At 47.9% G+C, this 18,341-nt stretch carries 11 protein-coding genes; 9 read left to right on the forward strand and 2 right to left on the reverse strand.

Translation table 11 applies throughout. The features are described from left to right. Window positions 1–216 precede the first annotated feature (216 nt). The 5 genes from KE626_RS33295 (at window position 217) to KE626_RS33315 (ending at window position 9,111) form a co-directional block, all read left to right on the forward strand. Window positions 217–2,796 (forward strand): tRNA wybutosine-synthesizing protein 4 beta-propeller domain-containing protein, encoded by a 2,580-nt coding sequence (locus KE626_RS33295; RefSeq protein WP_211977414.1) that lies wholly within the window; start codon window positions 217–219, stop codon window positions 2,794–2,796. A 202-nt stretch (window positions 2,797–2,998) separates the two neighbouring features. After that, on the forward strand, window positions 2,999–3,358 hold the full coding sequence (locus KE626_RS33300) for a carboxypeptidase-like regulatory domain-containing protein (protein WP_211977415.1): 360 nt from the start codon (window positions 2,999–3,001) through the stop codon (window positions 3,356–3,358). Window positions 3,359–3,360: 2 nt separating this feature from the next. Then, window positions 3,361–6,201 (forward strand): SusC/RagA family TonB-linked outer membrane protein, encoded by a 2,841-nt coding sequence (locus KE626_RS33305; RefSeq protein WP_346344516.1) that lies wholly within the window; start codon window positions 3,361–3,363, stop codon window positions 6,199–6,201. Between the two features lie 9 nt (window positions 6,202–6,210). After that, window positions 6,211–7,992 (forward strand): SusD/RagB family nutrient-binding outer membrane lipoprotein, encoded by a 1,782-nt coding sequence (locus KE626_RS33310; protein WP_211977417.1) that lies wholly within the window; start codon window positions 6,211–6,213, stop codon window positions 7,990–7,992. A 12-nt stretch (window positions 7,993–8,004) separates the two neighbouring features. Then, complete coding sequence (locus KE626_RS33315) at window positions 8,005–9,111, forward strand: glycoside hydrolase family 99-like domain-containing protein (RefSeq protein ID WP_211977418.1); 1,107 nt, start codon at window positions 8,005–8,007, stop codon at window positions 9,109–9,111. A 102-nt stretch (window positions 9,112–9,213) separates the two neighbouring features. On the opposite strand, the gene KE626_RS33320 is transcribed toward KE626_RS33315, so the two are convergent. After that, complete coding sequence (locus tag KE626_RS33320) at window positions 9,214–10,122, reverse strand: glycoside hydrolase family 25 protein (RefSeq protein WP_211977419.1); 909 nt, start codon at window positions 10,120–10,122, stop codon at window positions 9,214–9,216. A 256-nt stretch (window positions 10,123–10,378) separates the two neighbouring features. On the opposite strand from KE626_RS33320, the gene KE626_RS33325 reads away from it, so the two are divergent. Together KE626_RS33325 and KE626_RS33330 are read left to right on the forward strand one after the other, a co-directional pair. Next, the gene (locus tag KE626_RS33325; RefSeq protein ID WP_211977420.1) at window positions 10,379–11,278 is read left to right on the forward strand and encodes an SDR family oxidoreductase; all 900 of its coding nucleotides are present in this window, start codon (window positions 10,379–10,381) and stop codon (window positions 11,276–11,278) included. 56 nt (window positions 11,279–11,334) lie between these two features. Next, a complete protein-coding gene (locus KE626_RS33330) occupies window positions 11,335–12,246 on the forward strand; it encodes a helix-turn-helix domain-containing protein (RefSeq protein WP_211977421.1) in 912 nt (303 codons plus the stop codon). Window positions 12,247–12,292: 46 nt separating this feature from the next. Here KE626_RS33330 and KE626_RS33335 read toward each other — a convergent pair whose 3' ends face one another. Next, window positions 12,293–14,965 carry a PQQ-dependent sugar dehydrogenase gene (locus tag KE626_RS33335; RefSeq protein ID WP_211977422.1) on the reverse strand — a complete coding sequence of 891 codons (2,673 nt, stop codon included), beginning with the start codon at window positions 14,963–14,965 and terminating at the stop codon, window positions 12,293–12,295. Window positions 14,966–15,186: 221 nt separating this feature from the next. Here KE626_RS33335 and KE626_RS33340 point away from each other — a divergent pair, with 221 nt between their 5' ends. Further along, window positions 15,187–15,471, forward strand: coding sequence for a hypothetical protein (locus KE626_RS33340; RefSeq protein ID WP_211977423.1), 285 nt, complete (start codon window positions 15,187–15,189; stop codon window positions 15,469–15,471). A 187-nt stretch (window positions 15,472–15,658) separates the two neighbouring features. Further along, window positions 15,659–18,226 carry an AfsR/SARP family transcriptional regulator gene (locus tag KE626_RS33345; protein ID WP_211977424.1) on the forward strand — a complete coding sequence of 856 codons (2,568 nt, stop codon included), beginning with the start codon at window positions 15,659–15,661 and terminating at the stop codon, window positions 18,224–18,226. Window positions 18,227–18,341 lie beyond the last annotated feature (115 nt).

Raw genomic sequence — 18,341 nt, forward strand, 5'->3', positions numbered from 1 at the left:
AAAATATCAAATTGATCTAAAGATTATCATTTGAATATGATGTACCGTCTGGGCTGGTATAACCACATAAAACTGTAAAGGGAGCGCCTCATAAGTTTTGAGACGCCCCCTTGCTTTTTTTATTATTGACGGGAACGGTTTTCGGAAAACAGGTAATCTTTTATTACCTTGAAGCCCTTAACAACCAGAATAAGCGTATCCCGTTAGTGTTCCACCATGAATATTTGCTCACATAAAGCCCTTATCGTTTTCGGGGCAGTGATATTTTTTTTTGCAGGCAATTGTTTACCTGTCAGATCGCAAGGTCTGGTTTTCTCCTCCTTTGAGCAGGTGCAGGAGAAAAGGACCTCCCTCGTCCTCAATGGCAGTGAACCACTTTGCCTGGAGGGCAGCTTCGGACTCTCTTTTAATTTTACTTTCTTCCCGGACCGTAGTGTATACTATGGCTACCTGGTGCGGTTGATCAATCAGCATAATGAACATATAGACCTGATATATAATCACAAAGACAGGAAATTCAATATTGTTTTTGGTGATGTATTTGCCAATCTCGATTTTCAGCTGGATAGCGCTTTGTTGTATCATCGCTGGAATACCTGCTCTCTTCAATATGATGACCAGCAGATGTTGTCGCTGACGGTGAATGGAAAGCAGCAGGGCCGTAAAAAAATAACGTTACAGGATCAATGCTTCCGGATATTTTTTGGCGCCTGTCAACTTCAGCATTTCAAAACCACCGACGTGCCGCCCATGCAGTTAAAGGACGTGGCATTATTCCGGGGGAAGAAATTATTTGCATATTGGCCGCTGAATGAATTGTCCGGAAAAAGCGCGGCAGATAGTCTCCACGGCAGACAAGCCACCGTCAATAATCCGGTATGGGGTACGCCGCTGCACCAGCAATGGCAGCTGTTACAGGCGTTTACGGTAAAAGGTAATGGCAGTTATACTTTTGATCCTTCGGAAGAAGAAATACATATCGTGAGTGTCGACAGCATCTATCATTTTCTCCTGCGCGACCGGGGACTGCGGTCCGAAGCACTGATACGGCCGGTGTACCTGTCGGCCGGCTTCCAGTCGATCTGGCATCCCGGCAGCCGTACCTTATATAGTATACATATTGATCAGCGGGAGCTGTCGGCCTATATACCCGGCGCCCGCAACTGGGATAAGCCCTTTGACTCGGTAGATATCACACAGTATTGGCAAACCAATAAGTTCATCAATACAAGAGAGAATGCCCTGTATGTCCTTGGCGGCTATGGACAGCTTACCTATAAAAACGGGGTGCAGCGCTGGTCCTTCGACAATCGCAGCTGGGAGAATATTCCCGTGCAGCAAGCGGACTACAAGCCAAGATATCTTTCTGCACTCGGCACTTCACACGATGGCGACACGGCGTATATACTTGGAGGTTATGGCAGCGAAACGGGAGAGCAGATGCTGAATCCTAAATACTACTACGACCTGTTGCAGTTCGATGTGAAAAATAAGCGCATACAAAAGCGCTTTGCTTTACCGGAGCCCGCAGAGCCATTTGTATTTGCTTCCTCCATGGTTATTGATACAACGGACCACAGTTACTATGCGCTGATGTTTCCGAACGACCGCTTCCAATCACGGTTGCAGCTGATCAAGGGATCTTTGCTCCGGCCTGAATATCAGCTGGCCGGCGATACTATTCCGTATGCTTTTCTCGATAACCGTTCGTCGGCCGACCTGTTCTATTGTCCCCGCACCAACCAGTTAATTGCAGTTACACAACTCATAGAGCGCGATAAATCTACCGGTATCAGGATTTATTCACTGGCATTTCCACCAGGGCAACTGGCCTTGCTGCCGGACGGCAGCAAACCGGGAACAGGTAGGAAGTGGTGGTGGATCATGGCCGCGATAGTGGTGGTGGCCGGCGCAGCATATGCATTGATGCGCAGGCGGCAACCGGTAACAGCAACGATGCCCGTACCAGTTGCGGCAGCAATAACGCCGCCCTCCGTGCCCATTCCGGCGCAGGATCCGGCGCCATTGCAGGAAGTGCCGGAAACAATAACCGCGGCAGAGCCGGAACTCCCGGATAATAAGGCAGCATTACTGTTGTTTGGTGAGTTCCAGGTACTGGATAAGGATCAAAATTCGCTGACCCATTTATTTTCTCCCTTGCTGAGAGAGATGTTCCTGTTGATCGTGATTCATACCGAATGGACCGGCAAAGGCATCTCTTCAGAAAAATTATATGAACTGCTCTGGCATGATAAGTCTGAAAGAGACGCGCGGAATAACCGCTCGGTGAACATGGCGAAACTAAAAGGTGTTCTCGAAAAACTGGGTACCGGGATCATCCAGCGGGAAGAAGGCCGTTGGAAATTGCAATATGATCCCGCCTTGCTGTGGATTGACCTGGCCGACTTCAGCCGGCTCGTAAAAAACGGCACGCCGGGAAATCACCGCCTGACCGCATTACTGAAAATTGTAAACGAAGGTACTTTCCTGTACCGCACCGAATATTCCTGGCTGGAAGACATCAAGTCGGACATCTCTTCCAAAGCGCTGGATGTATTATTAATGGAAGTAAATCACCTGCCTGTATCAGCAGGACCAGAAACCTATGTTGCCATCGCCAATGCTGTTTTTGTTTTTGACCCTATCCATGAAGAGGCGCTTCGTATAAAATGTAAGCATCTTATCCAACTGGGTAAGTTGTCGTTGGCCCATACAGTTTATGAAAAATTTTCAAAAGATTACCGTCACATGTATGGCGAAGCATTTGCGATAAGCTTCCAGGAAATCATCGCCTGATGACCTTTTTTCGTCTTTTCTAAAAAAAATACCGGGATTAATAGCGCATTAATGCGATCGTTAATGGATTCATTAGCGTGTAGATCATTGTTTTGCATAAAAATTCCACGATTCCCCGTTTATTTTTTAACCGTTAATTATCAATCAATTAATTATGAGATTCTGCTTGCCAGTCTTGCTCTTGCTCTGTTTTTCGCAGGCAATGGCACAGCGAACCCTTATCAAGGGGAGAGCTACTGATGACAAAAACAACCCTTTGCCTGGAGTAAGCATCCTGGTAAAAGGTACCCACAATGGAGTGGCCACCACGGAAGACGGTACCTTTGCGATGTATGTAACTGATCCGCAAAAAACTATTTTACGGGCCAGCATGACCGGCTACGAAAGCCAGGAAATTACCCTTAACGGGAGAACCGCCGTACAGTTCCTGCTAAAAACATCGGCCATCAATTTAAAAAATGTGGTCATTGCCGGCGCGCTTGGATTGAACCGGCAAAAGAAATCTATCGGTTATGCCGCTCAGTCGGTGAACCCCGAAAACCTTACGGAGCAAGAGACCTGAACATCGTTAACGGGTTGGCCGGTAAAGTAGCGGGTCTGCAGGTAACCACCACCGGGCAACCCGGATCTTCCAGCCGTGTGGTGATCCGCGGGGAAAACTCCATGACCCAGAACAACCAGCCACTTTGGGTGGTAGACGGGGTGCCCATCAACAACGATATGGGCGAGAACGCAGGCGACCGGCTGGACTTTGGTAATGGCGCCGCCGATCTGAACCCTGATGATGTGGAGTCGATCACCGTTTTACAGGGACCTAATGCTGCTGCTTTATATGGCTCCAGGGCGGCGAATGGCGCCATCCTGGTAGTGACCAAAAAAGGAAAGATAGAAGATTCCAACCTGGGCATCGCTATTAATCAAAATACTTTATTTAATACCATCACAGAATTTCCGGCTTACCAGAATGTATACGGAGAAGGTGGCAATGGGTTCCTGGTAGGAAATGGGAACAACATTGTAGCAGGTACCGGCGCCGTGCGTATGGGTACCAATGGTTCGTCGTGGGGTATGCCTATGCTGGGGCAACCGTATAACGACTTCAACGGAAAGCCGGTAGCGGGCGGCTACTCACCTCAACCAGGCAACATTACCTCCTTCTATAAAACCAGTGTAACCAACGCCTCTGGTATTTCTATCAGCAAGGCCGATGCGGTTTCGGCTTTCCGCTTGTCTTACACTTTCACCAACAGCGACGATGTACTGAAAAACCAGAATATTATCAAGCGGCACAACGTGGCCCTCTCCGCCAGCCGTAAACTGGGCAGCATCTTCAGCATCGACACCAGGATAACGTATACCAACCAGGGCACAAAGAACCGTACCTACCGCAACCTGGATCCGTCCAGCCCGATGGCGGCTTACGTATACATGCCCCGCAGTTTAAATATAAATGCGCTTTCCCCGTGGGCAGATGCCAACGGCAATTCCGTTACCTATGGTTCGGTAAACAATACCGAAAACCCGCTATGGATGTTGTATGAAAATCAGAACGAAGATACCCGCAACAGGATCCTGGGCGGTATCACGGCAACGGCTAAACTGAGTAATCATCTGAGCTTCCGCTTACAGGCATCAACCGATATCGCTGTCTCCGGTTTTTACCAGTATAAGGAACTGGGTGGCCTGAAAACGCCGCTGGGATACTATTCCAACGCTTCGCAGAACAACCAGATGTGGGATTACCAGGGTATGTTCATGTATAATAATAAGCTGGGCAAATCCTTTACGCTCTCTGCTAACGTGGGGGCTGAGTATACTACCACCAATAACCTCAACAGGGGAGCGAATGTATCCTCGCTGCTGGTACATGATATGCCCAGCATACAAAACAGCAACGCATTTCCTTTCGCGTTTGAAACAAAGGTGCGTTCAAATGTGCAATCGATTTATGGTAATGCCACGCTCGGATTCAGGGACTTCCTGTTTTTAGATATAACAGGTCGTAACGACTGGTCATCTACTTTACCGGTTGCCAACAGTTCATTTTTCTATCCATCCCTGAGCGGCAGTTTTGTGTTTTCCAATTTCCTGCCGGAAAACAGTGTACTGAATTATGGTAAGCTGAGAGCATCTGTTGCCCAGGTGGGTAATGCAGCACCACCGCAATCGCTGGTCACTACATACGCCTATGGTGGCTTGTTCCAGGGCAACCCATATCTCAACTACGGCAACGGCAACCAGTTGAACAATGGTGCACTAATGCCGGAAAAAACATTTTCCCGTGAAGCGGGGCTGGAACTGGCCTTCTTTAAAAGCCGTCTCCAGTTAACCACTAACGTGTATCAATCCAACACGACTAACCAGATCATCAAGGCCCAGATACCCGTGGAAACAGGATTCTCCACCCGTGTGATGAATGCCGGTGAAATGCGAAACAGGGGAGTAGAGGTTTCTGTGAACGCAGTAGCCATCCAGTCGAAAAAATTAAGATGGAATGTGCTGGCCAACTGGTCAATGAACCGTAATACCGTGCTTTCGCTGGCGCCGGGTATCGACAAACTGGCATTGGGCACCAACCTGGGGGCTACCGTAAATGCCATTGTAGGCCAGCCTTATGGCCAGCTAACAGGCAATGCACCTTACCGGAGCCACGATACTTTACTGGTTAATCCTTCCAATGGCAGAACCATCGCAGATCCGAACGTGCTGCTGGGTAATTTCCATCCCGACTGGATAGGATCACTGGGCGCTAATTTTAAGTATGGCAACTTTGATCTGTCGTTTCTCTTCACCGTAAAATGGGGTGGAGTTATTTACTCCGCTTCGTATGGTCGCGCCAACTTCGCCGGAAATACCGTGGCCAGTTTATATGGCCGCGATGAATTCCTGATGAGCAATGTGATACTGGGCGAAAATGACCAGGAGCGTATGGGCAACGGGCAGGCCATCAGCACCGGCACCACACCTTATGCAGATGCCGGCCGGCCAAAAGGAGCCCGGTATCCGGATGCATATTTCCCCCTGGTGGATAAAACAGGTAAATATATTCTTGACAAAGATGGCCGTATGCAGCCCGGTGTAAAAAGCAGTATCTGGATGAATCCTACCACCTACAATTCTGATATGGTGCTCAATAACACACCGGCTATCACTTACAACGCCAGTAATATTAAACTGAGTGAGCTGATATTTGGCTATTCCATTCCCACGCGGATCTTAACAGGTACTCCTTTTAAAACCACCCGTCTTGCGTTTGTAGGCAGAAACCTTTGGACACTATTTAAACATACGCCACAGGGCATTGATCCGGAAGCGGCCAATACCACCGGCAATGCACAGGGTATTGAGTCCGGGGGGTCTTTCCCTTACGCGATTTATGGATTTGACCTGAAAGTAACTTTTTAAATGAGCAACATGAAAGCAGCAATTATATTTTCTTTTATCGTGATGATGTGCTGGAGTTGTACCAGGGATTTCACCAACCTGAACACAGATCCCACACAGTTTACAAAAGCCTCGCCGGAAGCAGGCATCCTTGCAGCAGTGAAAAACCTGAATACGCAGATGGCGAATTACAATACCAGCAAATACTGGGACCTGGGTCATTTGCTGTGCCAGCAGGCCAACAGGTATGACGTAACTGACGCGGGTTTGTGGCAAACCATGTACCAGGGAGTGCTGGGTAACCTGCAACAGGCAGAGCTGAACTACGGAAAAGATTCGGCCTTTAACAACAGGGTACAGATTGCCCGGATACTTAAGGCCTATGCCTATTCCATCCTTGCCGGTAACTATGGCCCGGTGCCCTTAACACAGGCCAATGATCCGGAACATCTCTCCGCCATTAAATTCGACAATGAGGATTCCGTGTACAGTTATGTGCTGTCTACCTTAAAAGATGCTGCCGGCAAAATAAAACTTGGTGGCGATAAAATGGCCTATGATGTAATTTACAACGGCAACCTCCAGAACTGGGCAAAGTTTGCAAATACCCTGCGGTTAAAGATTGCACTCCAGTGTATGAAAAATATGGGAACAGTAGCCACCGATCATATCAGGGATGTGATGAGCGCAGAAACCAGTACTATCGCGAGTGAAACGGAAACGGCGAAGATGAATTTTGAAAATGTGAACGGCAACGAAAACCCTTATTTCGTTAAGTATATCAAAGGTAATGGCTACTTCCCCTACAATCCAACAGCAACAGGGCAGGCGCCCAAGCTGAGTGAATATATGCTCACACTTTTCAGATCCTATAGTGATCCCAGGTTATCCGTATATTATGATACGGTGCCACTGGCCAACCGACTGTTGCTAACGGATACGCTGACCAGTGACCTGGACGATTCGCTCCGGGTAGTAAGTTACCCTGTTCCCTACCTGGGACAACCAAAGGCGGGTACTAAGTTAGCCGGCTGGACTAACCTCGCAGGCCTGGCCGATGTGGTGGGTAGTGCTGATATCAAAAGCTATTCAAATGCCAACCCGGTGATCTATCAACCCAACAGGCCATTCATCATGCTATCTTATGGAGAAGCACTTTTCCTGAAAGCTGAAGCGGCCAAACTGGGCTATGGTGGCGCCATGTCGCCGGAGCAATATTACTATGCAGGCATCGATGCCAACTTTGCTTACTGGGGTATCAACAGCGCTTTGCGGGATGCTTATAAGGCGAGAGATGGTATTAAGTGGGGAACAAAAGGGAAAGGATTTAATAACTACCTGGGTCTTGTGAATACCGACATCCCGCAGGATGATAATTATAAAATATGGACACAGCGCTGGCTGAATTACTTCCCCGATGGCGGCTTCGACTGCTGGTGCCTGGAACGGAGAACATGGGTATTTAACCTGCCGCCTCATACCAATCCCGGTGGAAACGCTACCTATTCGCCTAATCCCACTTACTCCGATGTACCGGGCAGGGCTTCCTATCCTGTTTCAGTGGTGAACCTTAATCCTGCAGGATACCAGGGTGCATTGGAAGCATTAGGTACCGCGCGTATCGACGATTACGATATCTACCAGGAGCTGCACTTTGCAAAACATCGCGAAATACCGGATTGGAGTAACGCCAATGCAACGTACGATTATGCTTTTCTGCGGAAATGGTATGGTACCAGCATCCAGTCGTTGCAGGCAGCCGCGGAAGCTAATGGCTTCAAATACACTATCAGTCAGACTTATCGTCCATAAAATAATGTAATCATGAAACGTTTCAATATACTTTTTGCTGCTGCGCTGTGCCTGTCGTTGTATGCATGTAAGAAAGATATGACAGGCCCTTCTGTGGATGATAGTATCCTGAATTATAAAATTGAGGAAATACCTGTTACACAGGATTATGTGGTAGGTGCATTTTACTACAGCTTTGGCGGTTGGAATGCGGCTGTCAAGGAAGAACCGGTGGCGGGTAAATACAGTTATCCAAACGGTAAGCTCACTGCCGGCGTGATGTCGCAGCATATCAATTTTGGTGTGAAAGGAGGTCTCGACTATTTTGTTTTTTCATTTCGCTCGCCCAACAGGGACGCCAATAATTTTAAGTCGGATTCCACAGTGATCAGGACTTTTATCGATAATAACGGTGAAGGCAAAATGAAATTTGCTATGATGTATAATTTCTCCACCGGTTCCTATGGCCTGAGCGCCACCAACCCGCTGGAAAAAGATAAAGTAAAGCTGGAGCAGTTTTTCCAGGACTTCAACAGGGTAGTACCTTATCTGAAAGATCCGGGCTACATGAAAGTAGATGGTAAGCCTATGATATACATTCAGAATGCGCAGGTGCTCTATTCTGATAACAATAAGGCGATTTATGATACGCTGAGAAGCCGCCTGGGTGCACTTGGCATACAGGCATATATAGTAGGTATGCAGGATCGCTGGACGCCGCCTGCCCGCTACCAGATCCGTTTCCAGGGTTGTGTGGATGCTGTATATCACCAGTCGTTCAGTTCGCAGCCCAACAACTGGGATCGCTGGTATGTATTACCGCAGGCAATAGATCAGAACTGGAAATATTCAAAGGAATATTTTGCGCAAAATTTTGGAGCGGATTATATCCCGAATATCACACCTGCATATAACTGGCTCATTACAAATCCAACCAGTACCAATCCGAATTATCCGCGTTCCGACAGTGGCGCGTTATTCAAACAGCTTTGTAATGTAGCCAAGAAAAATGCGAGTGGTAAAACGAGACTGATCATGATCGACTCGTTTAACAACTGGCAGGAAGATATGCAGCTGGAGCCGGCATTGAGCTATGGGGAGCTGTACCTCGATATTGTAAAGAAGCAATTTAAAAAATGACCCTATACCTGATGCCCATAGCATCGTGGAAGATGCTCTTTTGATCACGTAATAATAGAAGGGGCTGATCTGCAGCCCCTTGTTTTTTTATTAGCTTGTTTATTATAAGTTAATCACCTCCAGATCTTTTAATATATTTAAATCCAGCGCGGCATTGCCGCCAACTTTCGCTTTCCCGGTAAACTGCCAGATACTCCAGTCATCCCAGCCTACAGGGCATTTTAGTTTATTGGCATCCGTAACCGAATAATTGGCCAGCCACAGCGGATATTTCCCCAGCGTATGCTCTTTGGGTAATTTGCGGTCGAGGTATTCCTTGCGGCTGTAGATGATGGGGGCAATGCCGGTAGCATCGATCACCTGCTGAATAAATATTGTTATCCAGGCCTGGTAATCGTTTTTGCTGAGCGGTGTATCCCAGCTGGTCTGATCTTCCAGGTCCAGCACAATGGGCATTTCCGTAGCAGGCAGTTGCTGCATGATAGCAACGGCCGCATTGGCCTCCGCGGTGGCATCGCTTTGAAGACTGCCACCGTTCCGGGTATCAGGTCGGCAGAAATGATAGTAGCCGGTTTTAAGACCGTGGGCAATGGCATTATCGGCATGTTCTTTTGCCTTCTGATCCGGCGTGCCTACGCCTTCCGATATTTTAAGATAAACAAAGCTGACCCCTGCCTGCCGGATGGCCTCCCAGTCGGGTTTTGCATTATAGTGGGACAGATCAGCTCCCAGCACATAATCGGCCGGAAGATTGGCGGGCAAATGATCGATGTGTACAGTGCCGGGAGGCGGAGGATTTTGTTTCAGTATATGAAGGCCGCCGCCCCAGTAGTAGTAACCATGCTGGTCTTTGTACCATTTACCCAGCGCAGGATCATGGATGCCTTTCACCTCTTCTCCTTCAAATTTAAAACCCTGTAATACGGTGCCTGCAATGCTGTTTTTTTCTGTAAGGTTGTCAGGAACACGGGTTCGCTTGTTGAGTTTTTTTACTGTTACGATGAGTTGCATAATGTTATGGCAGCCTCCATGCTGCATTTGAGTGTTAACAAAGTAGGGGTACAATGTTATGGCAACGCCATTTTAAAAATTACATACTTGCTTTTGGGGGCTACCTGTATGGTCAGATAGCATACAAAAATTACCAAAAAAAGCCGGAAAATAAAAATATAATGCTGTCCTCTTTTTTTTGGCTACAACAACAGGCGTTCCGGCTACAGCAAGCAGCGGATTTGTGGTCAACTTTGTGATACAAAAACAGCATAGGATGAAAGTATTTGTAACAGGAGCTACGGGGTTCGTTGGTACTGCCGTTGTGAAAGAATTACTGGCAGCAGGCCACCAGGTAACGGGCCTGGCCCGCTCGGAAGAAGCCGCTAAAAAATTGATCGCACTCGGCGCCGCCGCGCATCGTGGCGACCTAACCGACACAGAAAGCCTGAAAACAGGCGCCGCCAATGCCGATGGAGTGATCCATCTGGGGTTTATTCATGATTTTACACGATTCCGCGAGATGTGCGGGATCGATGAAAAAGCGATCGAAACCATTGGTGAAGTGCTGGCCGGAACAGCACGTCCTTTTGTTATCACGTCGGGCGTCGGCCTTGTTGTTAAGGATTGCATTATCCTCGAGCAGGACCGCATTAACAATGAGGGACATCCCCGCATAGCCACAGAAAAGGCGGTAAACAGCATCACCGCAAAAGGTGTCAGGGCTTCGGTGGTGAGGCTCCCGATCGTACATGGGGAAGGTGATAACTATGGTTTTATTGCCATCTTGACCGGTATCGCCAAAGAGAAAGGCAAATCAGCCATGATCAATGGCGGCGCCAACGTATGGCCGGCAGTACATCGACTGGATGCAGCCCGGTTGTATCGGCTTGCACTGGAAAAAAATGCCGCCGGTGGTACCCGTTATCATGCCGTGGCAGAGCAGGGCATCCCCTTTAAAACCATTGCAACGGTAATAGGTGAAAAGCTGGGCCTCCCGGTAGTTTCACTTAACCCGGATGAAGCCGCTGCACACTTTACCTGGTTTACACATTTTGCCGGATTCAATTGCCTCGCGTCCAGCGAAGCCACCAAAGATGCGTTGGACTGGACTCCCATCCAATCCACATTGCCGGAAGATCTGATGGGGAATGTATATTTCCCGCTAAATAAATAAAACAGGTAAATTTACAGACAGGCGGCATCGTCCGCCTGTTATTTATATTAACAGACATGACTACACCTGTCAGCATCAAAACAATATCCGAATTTCATGCGTTGCGCGGATTACCCAAACCCAGGCATCCGCTGATCAGTGTGATTAATCTTGATGAGGTAGAAACGAAATTTGAAAAGGGAATGGAAAGCCTGGTATTGGATTTTTACTCCATTTCTGTAAAACGGGGAATGAATCACCGGTACCGGTATGGGCAGCAGGACTACGACTTCCAGGAAGGCGTCATGTTTTTTATGGCGCCCCGCCAGGTTTTAAGAATTGAAACGGCGGAGGAAATTCCAAAGCTGTCTGGCTGGATGTTGATGATCCATCCTGATTTTCTTTGGAACACGCCACTGGCAACGACTATCAAAAAGTATGAATTCTTCGGCTTGCATGAAGCTTTGCTGCTCTCAGAAGCCGAAGAGTTGAAGTTTCAACACATCATTGAAAACATTCGCCAGGAATATCATTCTAATATTGATCAGTTCAGCCAGCATATCATCATATCACAGATCGAAACCCTGCTGAACTACTCCGACCGCTTTTACCGGCGGCAGTTTATTACCAGGAACAAGGCTAATCACCAGGTATTGGAGCAACTGGAAAAATTACTTGATGATTATTTTAACGACGATGAACTGATCAGCAAAGGATTGCCTGCTGTTCAGTACATTTCGGATCAACTGCACATATCGCCTACCTACCTGCGTAGCCTGCTCAAAATGCTGACAGGACAAAATACACAGCAACTTATCCATCAGAAGGTAATTGACAAAGCAATGGAAAAGCTTTCCACCACGGACTTAACAGTCAGTGAAATTGCTTACGGGCTGGGCTTTGAACATTCGCAGTCATTCAACAAATTTTTTAAAAAGAAAACCCAGGTAACCCCGATGGAATTTAAACAACGATTCCACGGTAGCTGAAAGCATAATCCTGGGCAAGACAAAACCAGCCTTATGCCTTCTGCTCTTACTGATACTCCATCCAGTCGAGCGTAAATAAGTGCTGATTCGGTTCCTCGTTTTTCTTAAATACAAAGTACAGGTCGTTTTTACCACCCGGGTCTTTGATGGGAACAGTTACGTCAATAAATTTCTCCCAGTCGCCGGTGGCTTTATAGTTAAGTGTGCTGATCACTGGTCCGTCAATGCCGCCGGTGTGTACTTCCAGTGTAGCATCCCTGTTGAGAGATGAATAATGATAAGTTACTTTACTGATTCCCTTCAGGTCAATGTTTTTAAATACGAAGTAAGATTTGTTATGGATCGAGCCGAGGTATTTGGAAGAGCGATCAATATTTTTTACTTCATCTGCATCTTCGCCTTGTACGCGCAGGGACCGCAGCAACAGCAGGTCGCTGCCGGTCAGCGGCGTTGCCAGTCCACCGCCATCAGTATAAGTTGCGGCCAGCACGTAGTTACCATACGGCTCTTTGCCAAGATGATCTTTCAGGGCAATGGTGCCGGATGGCGGCAGGTTACCGGCTTGTGGTGCGGCGAGCGACAGGATATATTTTACGATCTGTCCGGCATCATCCATCGACAGTTGCGGGTGTGCGGCCATGGAGTGTTCTCCCCAGTTGCCGCCGCCGCCTTTGATAATCTTGTTGGCCAGGTTTACCGGTGCGTTTTTGTCGTGTTCGTAACGTTTGGCAACAGCGGTAAAGGCGGGGCCTACGGAAGTCTTATCCAGCTGGTGACAGGCTTTGCAGTCGCTGCCTTCCATCAGTAATTTGCCGGGGTGGGCCGGAACTACGGTAATGAGTTGGTGCCCCTGTGCCGGTTTGTTTTTGGAAGCCGGCACATAATGTAAACCGATGACCAGGTGTTCATTATTGATGGATGGATCTTCTTTATCTGTTACTGTTACGGTGTATTGCAGCGGACTTTTATTAAAGTAGAAGGTGCTGTTACCGGTATTGCTCACCTTCACAACGGGAATGGTGTTGCCGGTACGGATGGTAACTGTATCGTGGCTTTTGGCGCCGCTCGGATCGGTGATGGTCAATATCGCCTTGTGGGCGCCGTTTTTCGTATACTCGTGCACGGGGTTTGCCTCAGCAGCGGCAGGGGAGCCGTCGCCAAAGTTCCATTCGTAGGTAAGTTTGTCTTTATCAAAATCGTAGCTGTTGCTGCTGCTGAAAGTTACTTTCATGGGCGCGGTGCCGGCAGTATCGTTGGTGGTAATTTTTGCCACCGGTGCGCGGTTACCGCCGTTGTAGGCAATGCGTACGAGGCGGGCGTCGTCATTGTCGATGCCATATACGGAACCATATTCCAGCACGTATAGATCGCCGCCTTTGCCAAATGCCATATCCACCGGACGTCTGAAGTCGCCGTTGCTGCCCATGAATGGCTCCATGGATTTATAATTGTATTGTGAATCGAGTCTTACGGCATAGATCCAGTTACGCATCCAGTCGTAAATAAACAATGCTTTGTCGAAGTACTTTGGTAAGCCGGTAGCGGAAGCGGTTTCTTTATTATAATGGAAAACCGGTCCGGCCATGGCACAGCGGCCTCCGTTGCCCAGCAAGGGAAATGTTTCTATAGAGTCGTACGGATACCAGATCAGTGCTTTTTGCGCCGGCGGCAGTATACTCAGACCGGTATTGGAGGGCGATTTATTTTCGGGTGCTTCAGGTTTGAAGTGGGTGCCAAGGGTTTTGGTGGCGAAGTTGTAATCAGGATAGGTTTTATTGTCGCCCACCATGAATGGCCAACCGAAGTTACCCGGTTTTTTGGCCTGGTTGATCTCATCGTATCCGCGGGGGCCCTGGTCGCCGTTCTGGCCGGCATCTGGTCCTACTTCGCCCCAATATACAATGCCCGTAGCTGTATCTACCGACATACGGTAAGGGTTACGGCATCCCATGGTATAGATCTCTGCCCTGGTGCTGTCGGTGCCCTTAGGGAAAAGGTTGCCTTTGGGAATGGTATAGCTGCCGTCCGGTTCGGGATGAATACGGAGGACCTTACCACGCAGGTCATTGGTGTTGCCGGCAGATCGTTCGGCGTCGAAAGTGATACGGCCGGGAATCTGGTCAATCGGTGCATACCCGTTGGAGGCAAATGGAACGGTGTTATCGCCGGTGGAAATATAGAGGTTACCATCCCGGTCCCAGTCGAGCGAGCCGCCGGTATGCGCGCTTACTTCCAGTTCCAGCGGCACTTTCAGCAGCACTTTTTCAGAGGCAATGATCAGCGAGTCTTGCCCCGCCATGGTAAAACGGGATACCTGGTTAGCAACCGGCGTGGTATTGGGTGTATAATAGAAATAGATATAATGGTTCTTCTCAAAGGCAGGATCCAGGGTTACGCCCAGCAATCCGTTACCGAAACCTTCCTTGGTATCAGGTAATACCGGGAAAGTATATACCACGCGGGTGGCCTGTGTAGAGGGGTTATAATGATACAGCTTTCCGCTGCGTTCCACAAAGTAAACATCGCCGTTGGCTGCCACGGCTAATTCCATGGGCTCGTTAAGATCGTTGGAAAGTATCGTTTTTGTAAAACGGTTATCCTCAGGGGTAGTCATCACCTCGGCGGCAGATGTATCTTTACATCCCTGTGCGATTAGTGTTATTCCGACAATTAATAATGATAGTGAAGCCTGAATGCGTGTTTTAATTTGTTCACTCATGGATTTGTATGCAATTTTGATTAGTGGCGCACAAAATAAAAGAATAAACCAGTTTTTTCCCGGAAAAGGGATGAAAGGAAACAATATAGGATAGGCAGATACTTTTGAAGATTACCGATTATGTGCTAAATTAATATCAGAAGAGATGCTGATGTTTACATTTTGCCGACTGCTTCCGTATATTTGAATTCCACATTTATATTGGCCGATAAAATAGACAGATGGATTTTAATGAATTTAAACAATCCTTACAGGATGCGCATCCCCCGAAGTACCTCTCCGTTTACCTGGAGTCGCTGTGGTACGATGGAAAGGGATACTGGGAAAAAGCGCATGACCTGGTCGATGACCTGCCTGGCAATGATGCCGCCAGGGTGCATGCCTATCTGCACAGGGTTGAAGGAGATGAAGCAAATGCGGAGTATTGGTACAGCAGAGCCGGAGAAACGAAACCATCTTATTCCAAAGAACAGGAATGGGAAGTATTGGTTAACCAGTTTTTATAACCGGGAGCCACTGTTTAATTAAAGCCCCTTTACCATTAATGGAGAGCCAATCAAGCGTGTATATTTTACATTTGTCATTGATTATTAGCGCATAAAAGAGCACTAATTTGTTTATTATTTGTATATTCCACGTGGCGTTAGATCGTTAAGTATTGAATAGGTAGTTATTTTAGTTTTTTAGCGGAGTATGTGGAAATTTATCCTTTTACTATTTTTTTCTGTTCACCTGGTCACAAATGCTGGTTATGCTCAGTCCTATGGATTACGCTTTTCTAGTCATGAAGTAGTGCAGGAAAGACGAACAACGCTGAACCTCACTTCCTCCGGCCCGCTTTGTTTTAAAAAAGATGCGGAGCTTTCTTTCGACCTCAACTTTCTTCCCTATAAGGAAACATATTTTGGTTATGTGTTAAGAATTATCGCTGCCAACAACCAGAACATCGACCTGGTATATAATCAGAAGGAGCGGAGCTTCAACTTCCTGATCGGCGAAAGTTTTTCCCGGGTATTTGTGATAGATTCTGCCACACTGTTCGGTAAATGGACGCATATTGCCATCCGGTTTGATCTTGCCGGCAGCGAAGCTTCCATTGCTGTAAATGATAAACTGATTGCGAAAGGAGCGGTGAAAATGGGCTCGCCGGTATGCACCCGCGTGTTTTTTGGTACCAATACCTTTGAGGGTTTTCAAACGGTAGACATACCTCCCATGAATATCCGCAACATCCTGTTTAAGGAAGGAAACAGTGTAAAGTACAACTGGCCATTATCTGAAAATGCCGGTGGTACCGCTACGGATATCGTTGAGGGCAAGAAGGCGGTGATCAACAACGCCAACTGGATAGGACCCAAACACCGCAGCTGGAACCTGGTACAGCAATGGGAGATCAATGGCACACCCAGCGTGGCTTTCGACAGGAACGCCGAAGTGCTCTATATTGTGGCAGCCGACTCTTTATATAACATCTGTTTTAAAAATGAGCAGCAGCACCCGGTAAAATTGTCGCAGCGGCTGGATAGTCTTATGCCGGGAAATCAATCCGCATTTAACCCGTTTACCAACCGGCTGTATAATTTTTATATAGATCATAAAAAGGTGAGCGCCTATGATTCGGTATCGCGGAAATGGGATGTAAACTATTCGCCCGACCTGCTCACCGTTTTCTGGCAGGCCAATAAATTTATAGCTGCTGCGGATTCTTCGCTCTATATCCTGGGAGGCTATGGGCAAATGCAGTATAAAAATACCGTACAGCGCTATCATTTCCCCGACAAAAAATGGGATTCCATTCCCGTATCCGGAGAACGACTCATCCCGCGCTACCTGGCCGCCGCCGGGGCTACCGCTAATGGCGATACGGCATATATCCTTGGTGGGTACGGCAGCAACAGCGGTAACCAGGTGGTGAATCCGCGCCATTACTACGACCTGATGGCTTTTTATGTAAAGGATCATTCCTTTCGTAAAATTTACCAGCTGCCCGAACCGCCTGCACAATTCTGTTTTGCCAACAGCCTGGTAGTTGATCCGGCAACAAGTAATTACTACGCACTTATTTTTCCGGACGATAAATTTAATACCAGCCTGCAGCTGATCCAAGGTTCCCTGAAAGAACCCAAGTATGCGCCGCTGGCCGATGCGATCCCATACTCTTTCCACGATATCAAATCTTTTGCTGATTTATATTATTGTAAAGACAGCAAAAAACTGGTGGCCGTAACGCTGTATACATCGAAAGACAATATCACGGAAGTAAAAGTGTATACCCTTGAGTTTCCGCCGGAGATCATGCTCACAGATACCTCCAGGCTTCCTGATTTGGGCGGCTGGTATTATTTTCTGTTGATTCCGCTGGGAGTGCTGGTCATCCTGTTGGTACTCAAACGCCGCAAAAAAGTGACTGCGCCCGCGGCGACAACGAGCCCTGTGCCCCCTGCTCCGGTTGTTCCGGCAGCAGGAACAGCAGCTCCGCCGCTGCCCATACCGCCCGCCGTTGTTGAAGAAGCTGAAGAAACAACACCGGCACCGGAGAAAAAAGGTCATATCTTTTTCTTTGGCCCGTTTGAAGTACAGGACAAAGACGGGCAGGATGTAACAAAATTCTTTACGCCCTTACTCAAGGAATTGTTCCTGCTGATCGCTATTAATACACTCCGCTCGGGGAAAGGCATTTCTTCAGACAGGCTCTATGCCACCTTATGGCGCGATAAATCCAGCAAGGAAGCACAAAACAACCGCTCCGTGAATATGGTGAAGCTTAAAGCTATACTCGATAAGCTCGGCGCCTGCGCATTTGTAAAGGAGGCCGACCGCTGGAGCTTACAATACACCACCGCCGATATCCGCATGGACCTGGCCGATTTTCAACTGCTGCTGCAATCGCCACGTCCGCTGCAACAAAAGCCTGTACGTGAGCTTTTACGAATACTGCGCCGTGGCTCTTTCCTGCCAGATGCAAATTATACCTGGCTGGAAGACATCCAATCCGAGATCTCCAACAACGCCCTCGATATCTTAACTGAAGCCGCTGCACAGTTTAAATCAGATCCTGAACTCCTGATCGAAATTGCAGACAGTATCTTCCTCTTCGACCCCGTCAATGAAGAAGCCCTGCGGTTGAAATGCAACAGTCTCGTGCTGCTCGGCCGCCATTCCCTAGCTAAAACAGCCTTCAACAAGTTCACCAAAGAATACCTGCACATGTACGGGGAGGAATTCCCGCATCCGTTTAGCGCCTATTCCGGCGATAAGTGAGCGCCTTCGGCGCTTGTCTTTGCCCAGGATTAGTGTGATTAAGATGATTAAAATGATTTTATTTCTTTTTTTGAAAGCACCCTATCTTACCATAAGGTGCTGACGGCGGTAAGAA

This window comes from Chitinophaga hostae, from assembly GCF_018224885.1.
Classification (GTDB): domain Bacteria; phylum Bacteroidota; class Bacteroidia; order Chitinophagales; family Chitinophagaceae; genus Chitinophaga; species Chitinophaga hostae.

Bases quoted from the DNA above. Each gene is read 5' to 3' on its own strand.
- KE626_RS33295 (WP_211977414.1), top strand. From the start codon at position 217: ATGAATATTTGCTCACATAAAGCCCTTATCGTTTTCGGGGCAGTGATA.
- KE626_RS33300 (WP_211977415.1), top strand. From the start codon at position 2,999: ATGGCACAGCGAACCCTTATCAAGGGGAGAGCTACTGATGACAAAAAC.
- KE626_RS33310 (WP_211977417.1), top strand. From the start codon at position 6,211: ATGAAAGCAGCAATTATATTTTCTTTTATCGTGATGATGTGCTGGAGT.
- KE626_RS33315 (WP_211977418.1), top strand. From the start codon at position 8,005: ATGAAACGTTTCAATATACTTTTTGCTGCTGCGCTGTGCCTGTCGTTG.
- KE626_RS33320 (WP_211977419.1), bottom strand. From the start codon at position 10,122: ATGCAACTCATCGTAACAGTAAAAAAACTCAACAAGCGAACCCGTGTT.
- KE626_RS33325 (WP_211977420.1), top strand. From the start codon at position 10,379: ATGAAAGTATTTGTAACAGGAGCTACGGGGTTCGTTGGTACTGCCGTT.
- KE626_RS33330 (WP_211977421.1), top strand. From the start codon at position 11,335: ATGACTACACCTGTCAGCATCAAAACAATATCCGAATTTCATGCGTTG.
- KE626_RS33335 (WP_211977422.1), bottom strand. From the start codon at position 14,965: ATGAGTGAACAAATTAAAACACGCATTCAGGCTTCACTATCATTATTA.
- KE626_RS33340 (WP_211977423.1), top strand. From the start codon at position 15,187: ATGGATTTTAATGAATTTAAACAATCCTTACAGGATGCGCATCCCCCG.
- KE626_RS33345 (WP_211977424.1), top strand. From the start codon at position 15,659: ATGTGGAAATTTATCCTTTTACTATTTTTTTCTGTTCACCTGGTCACA.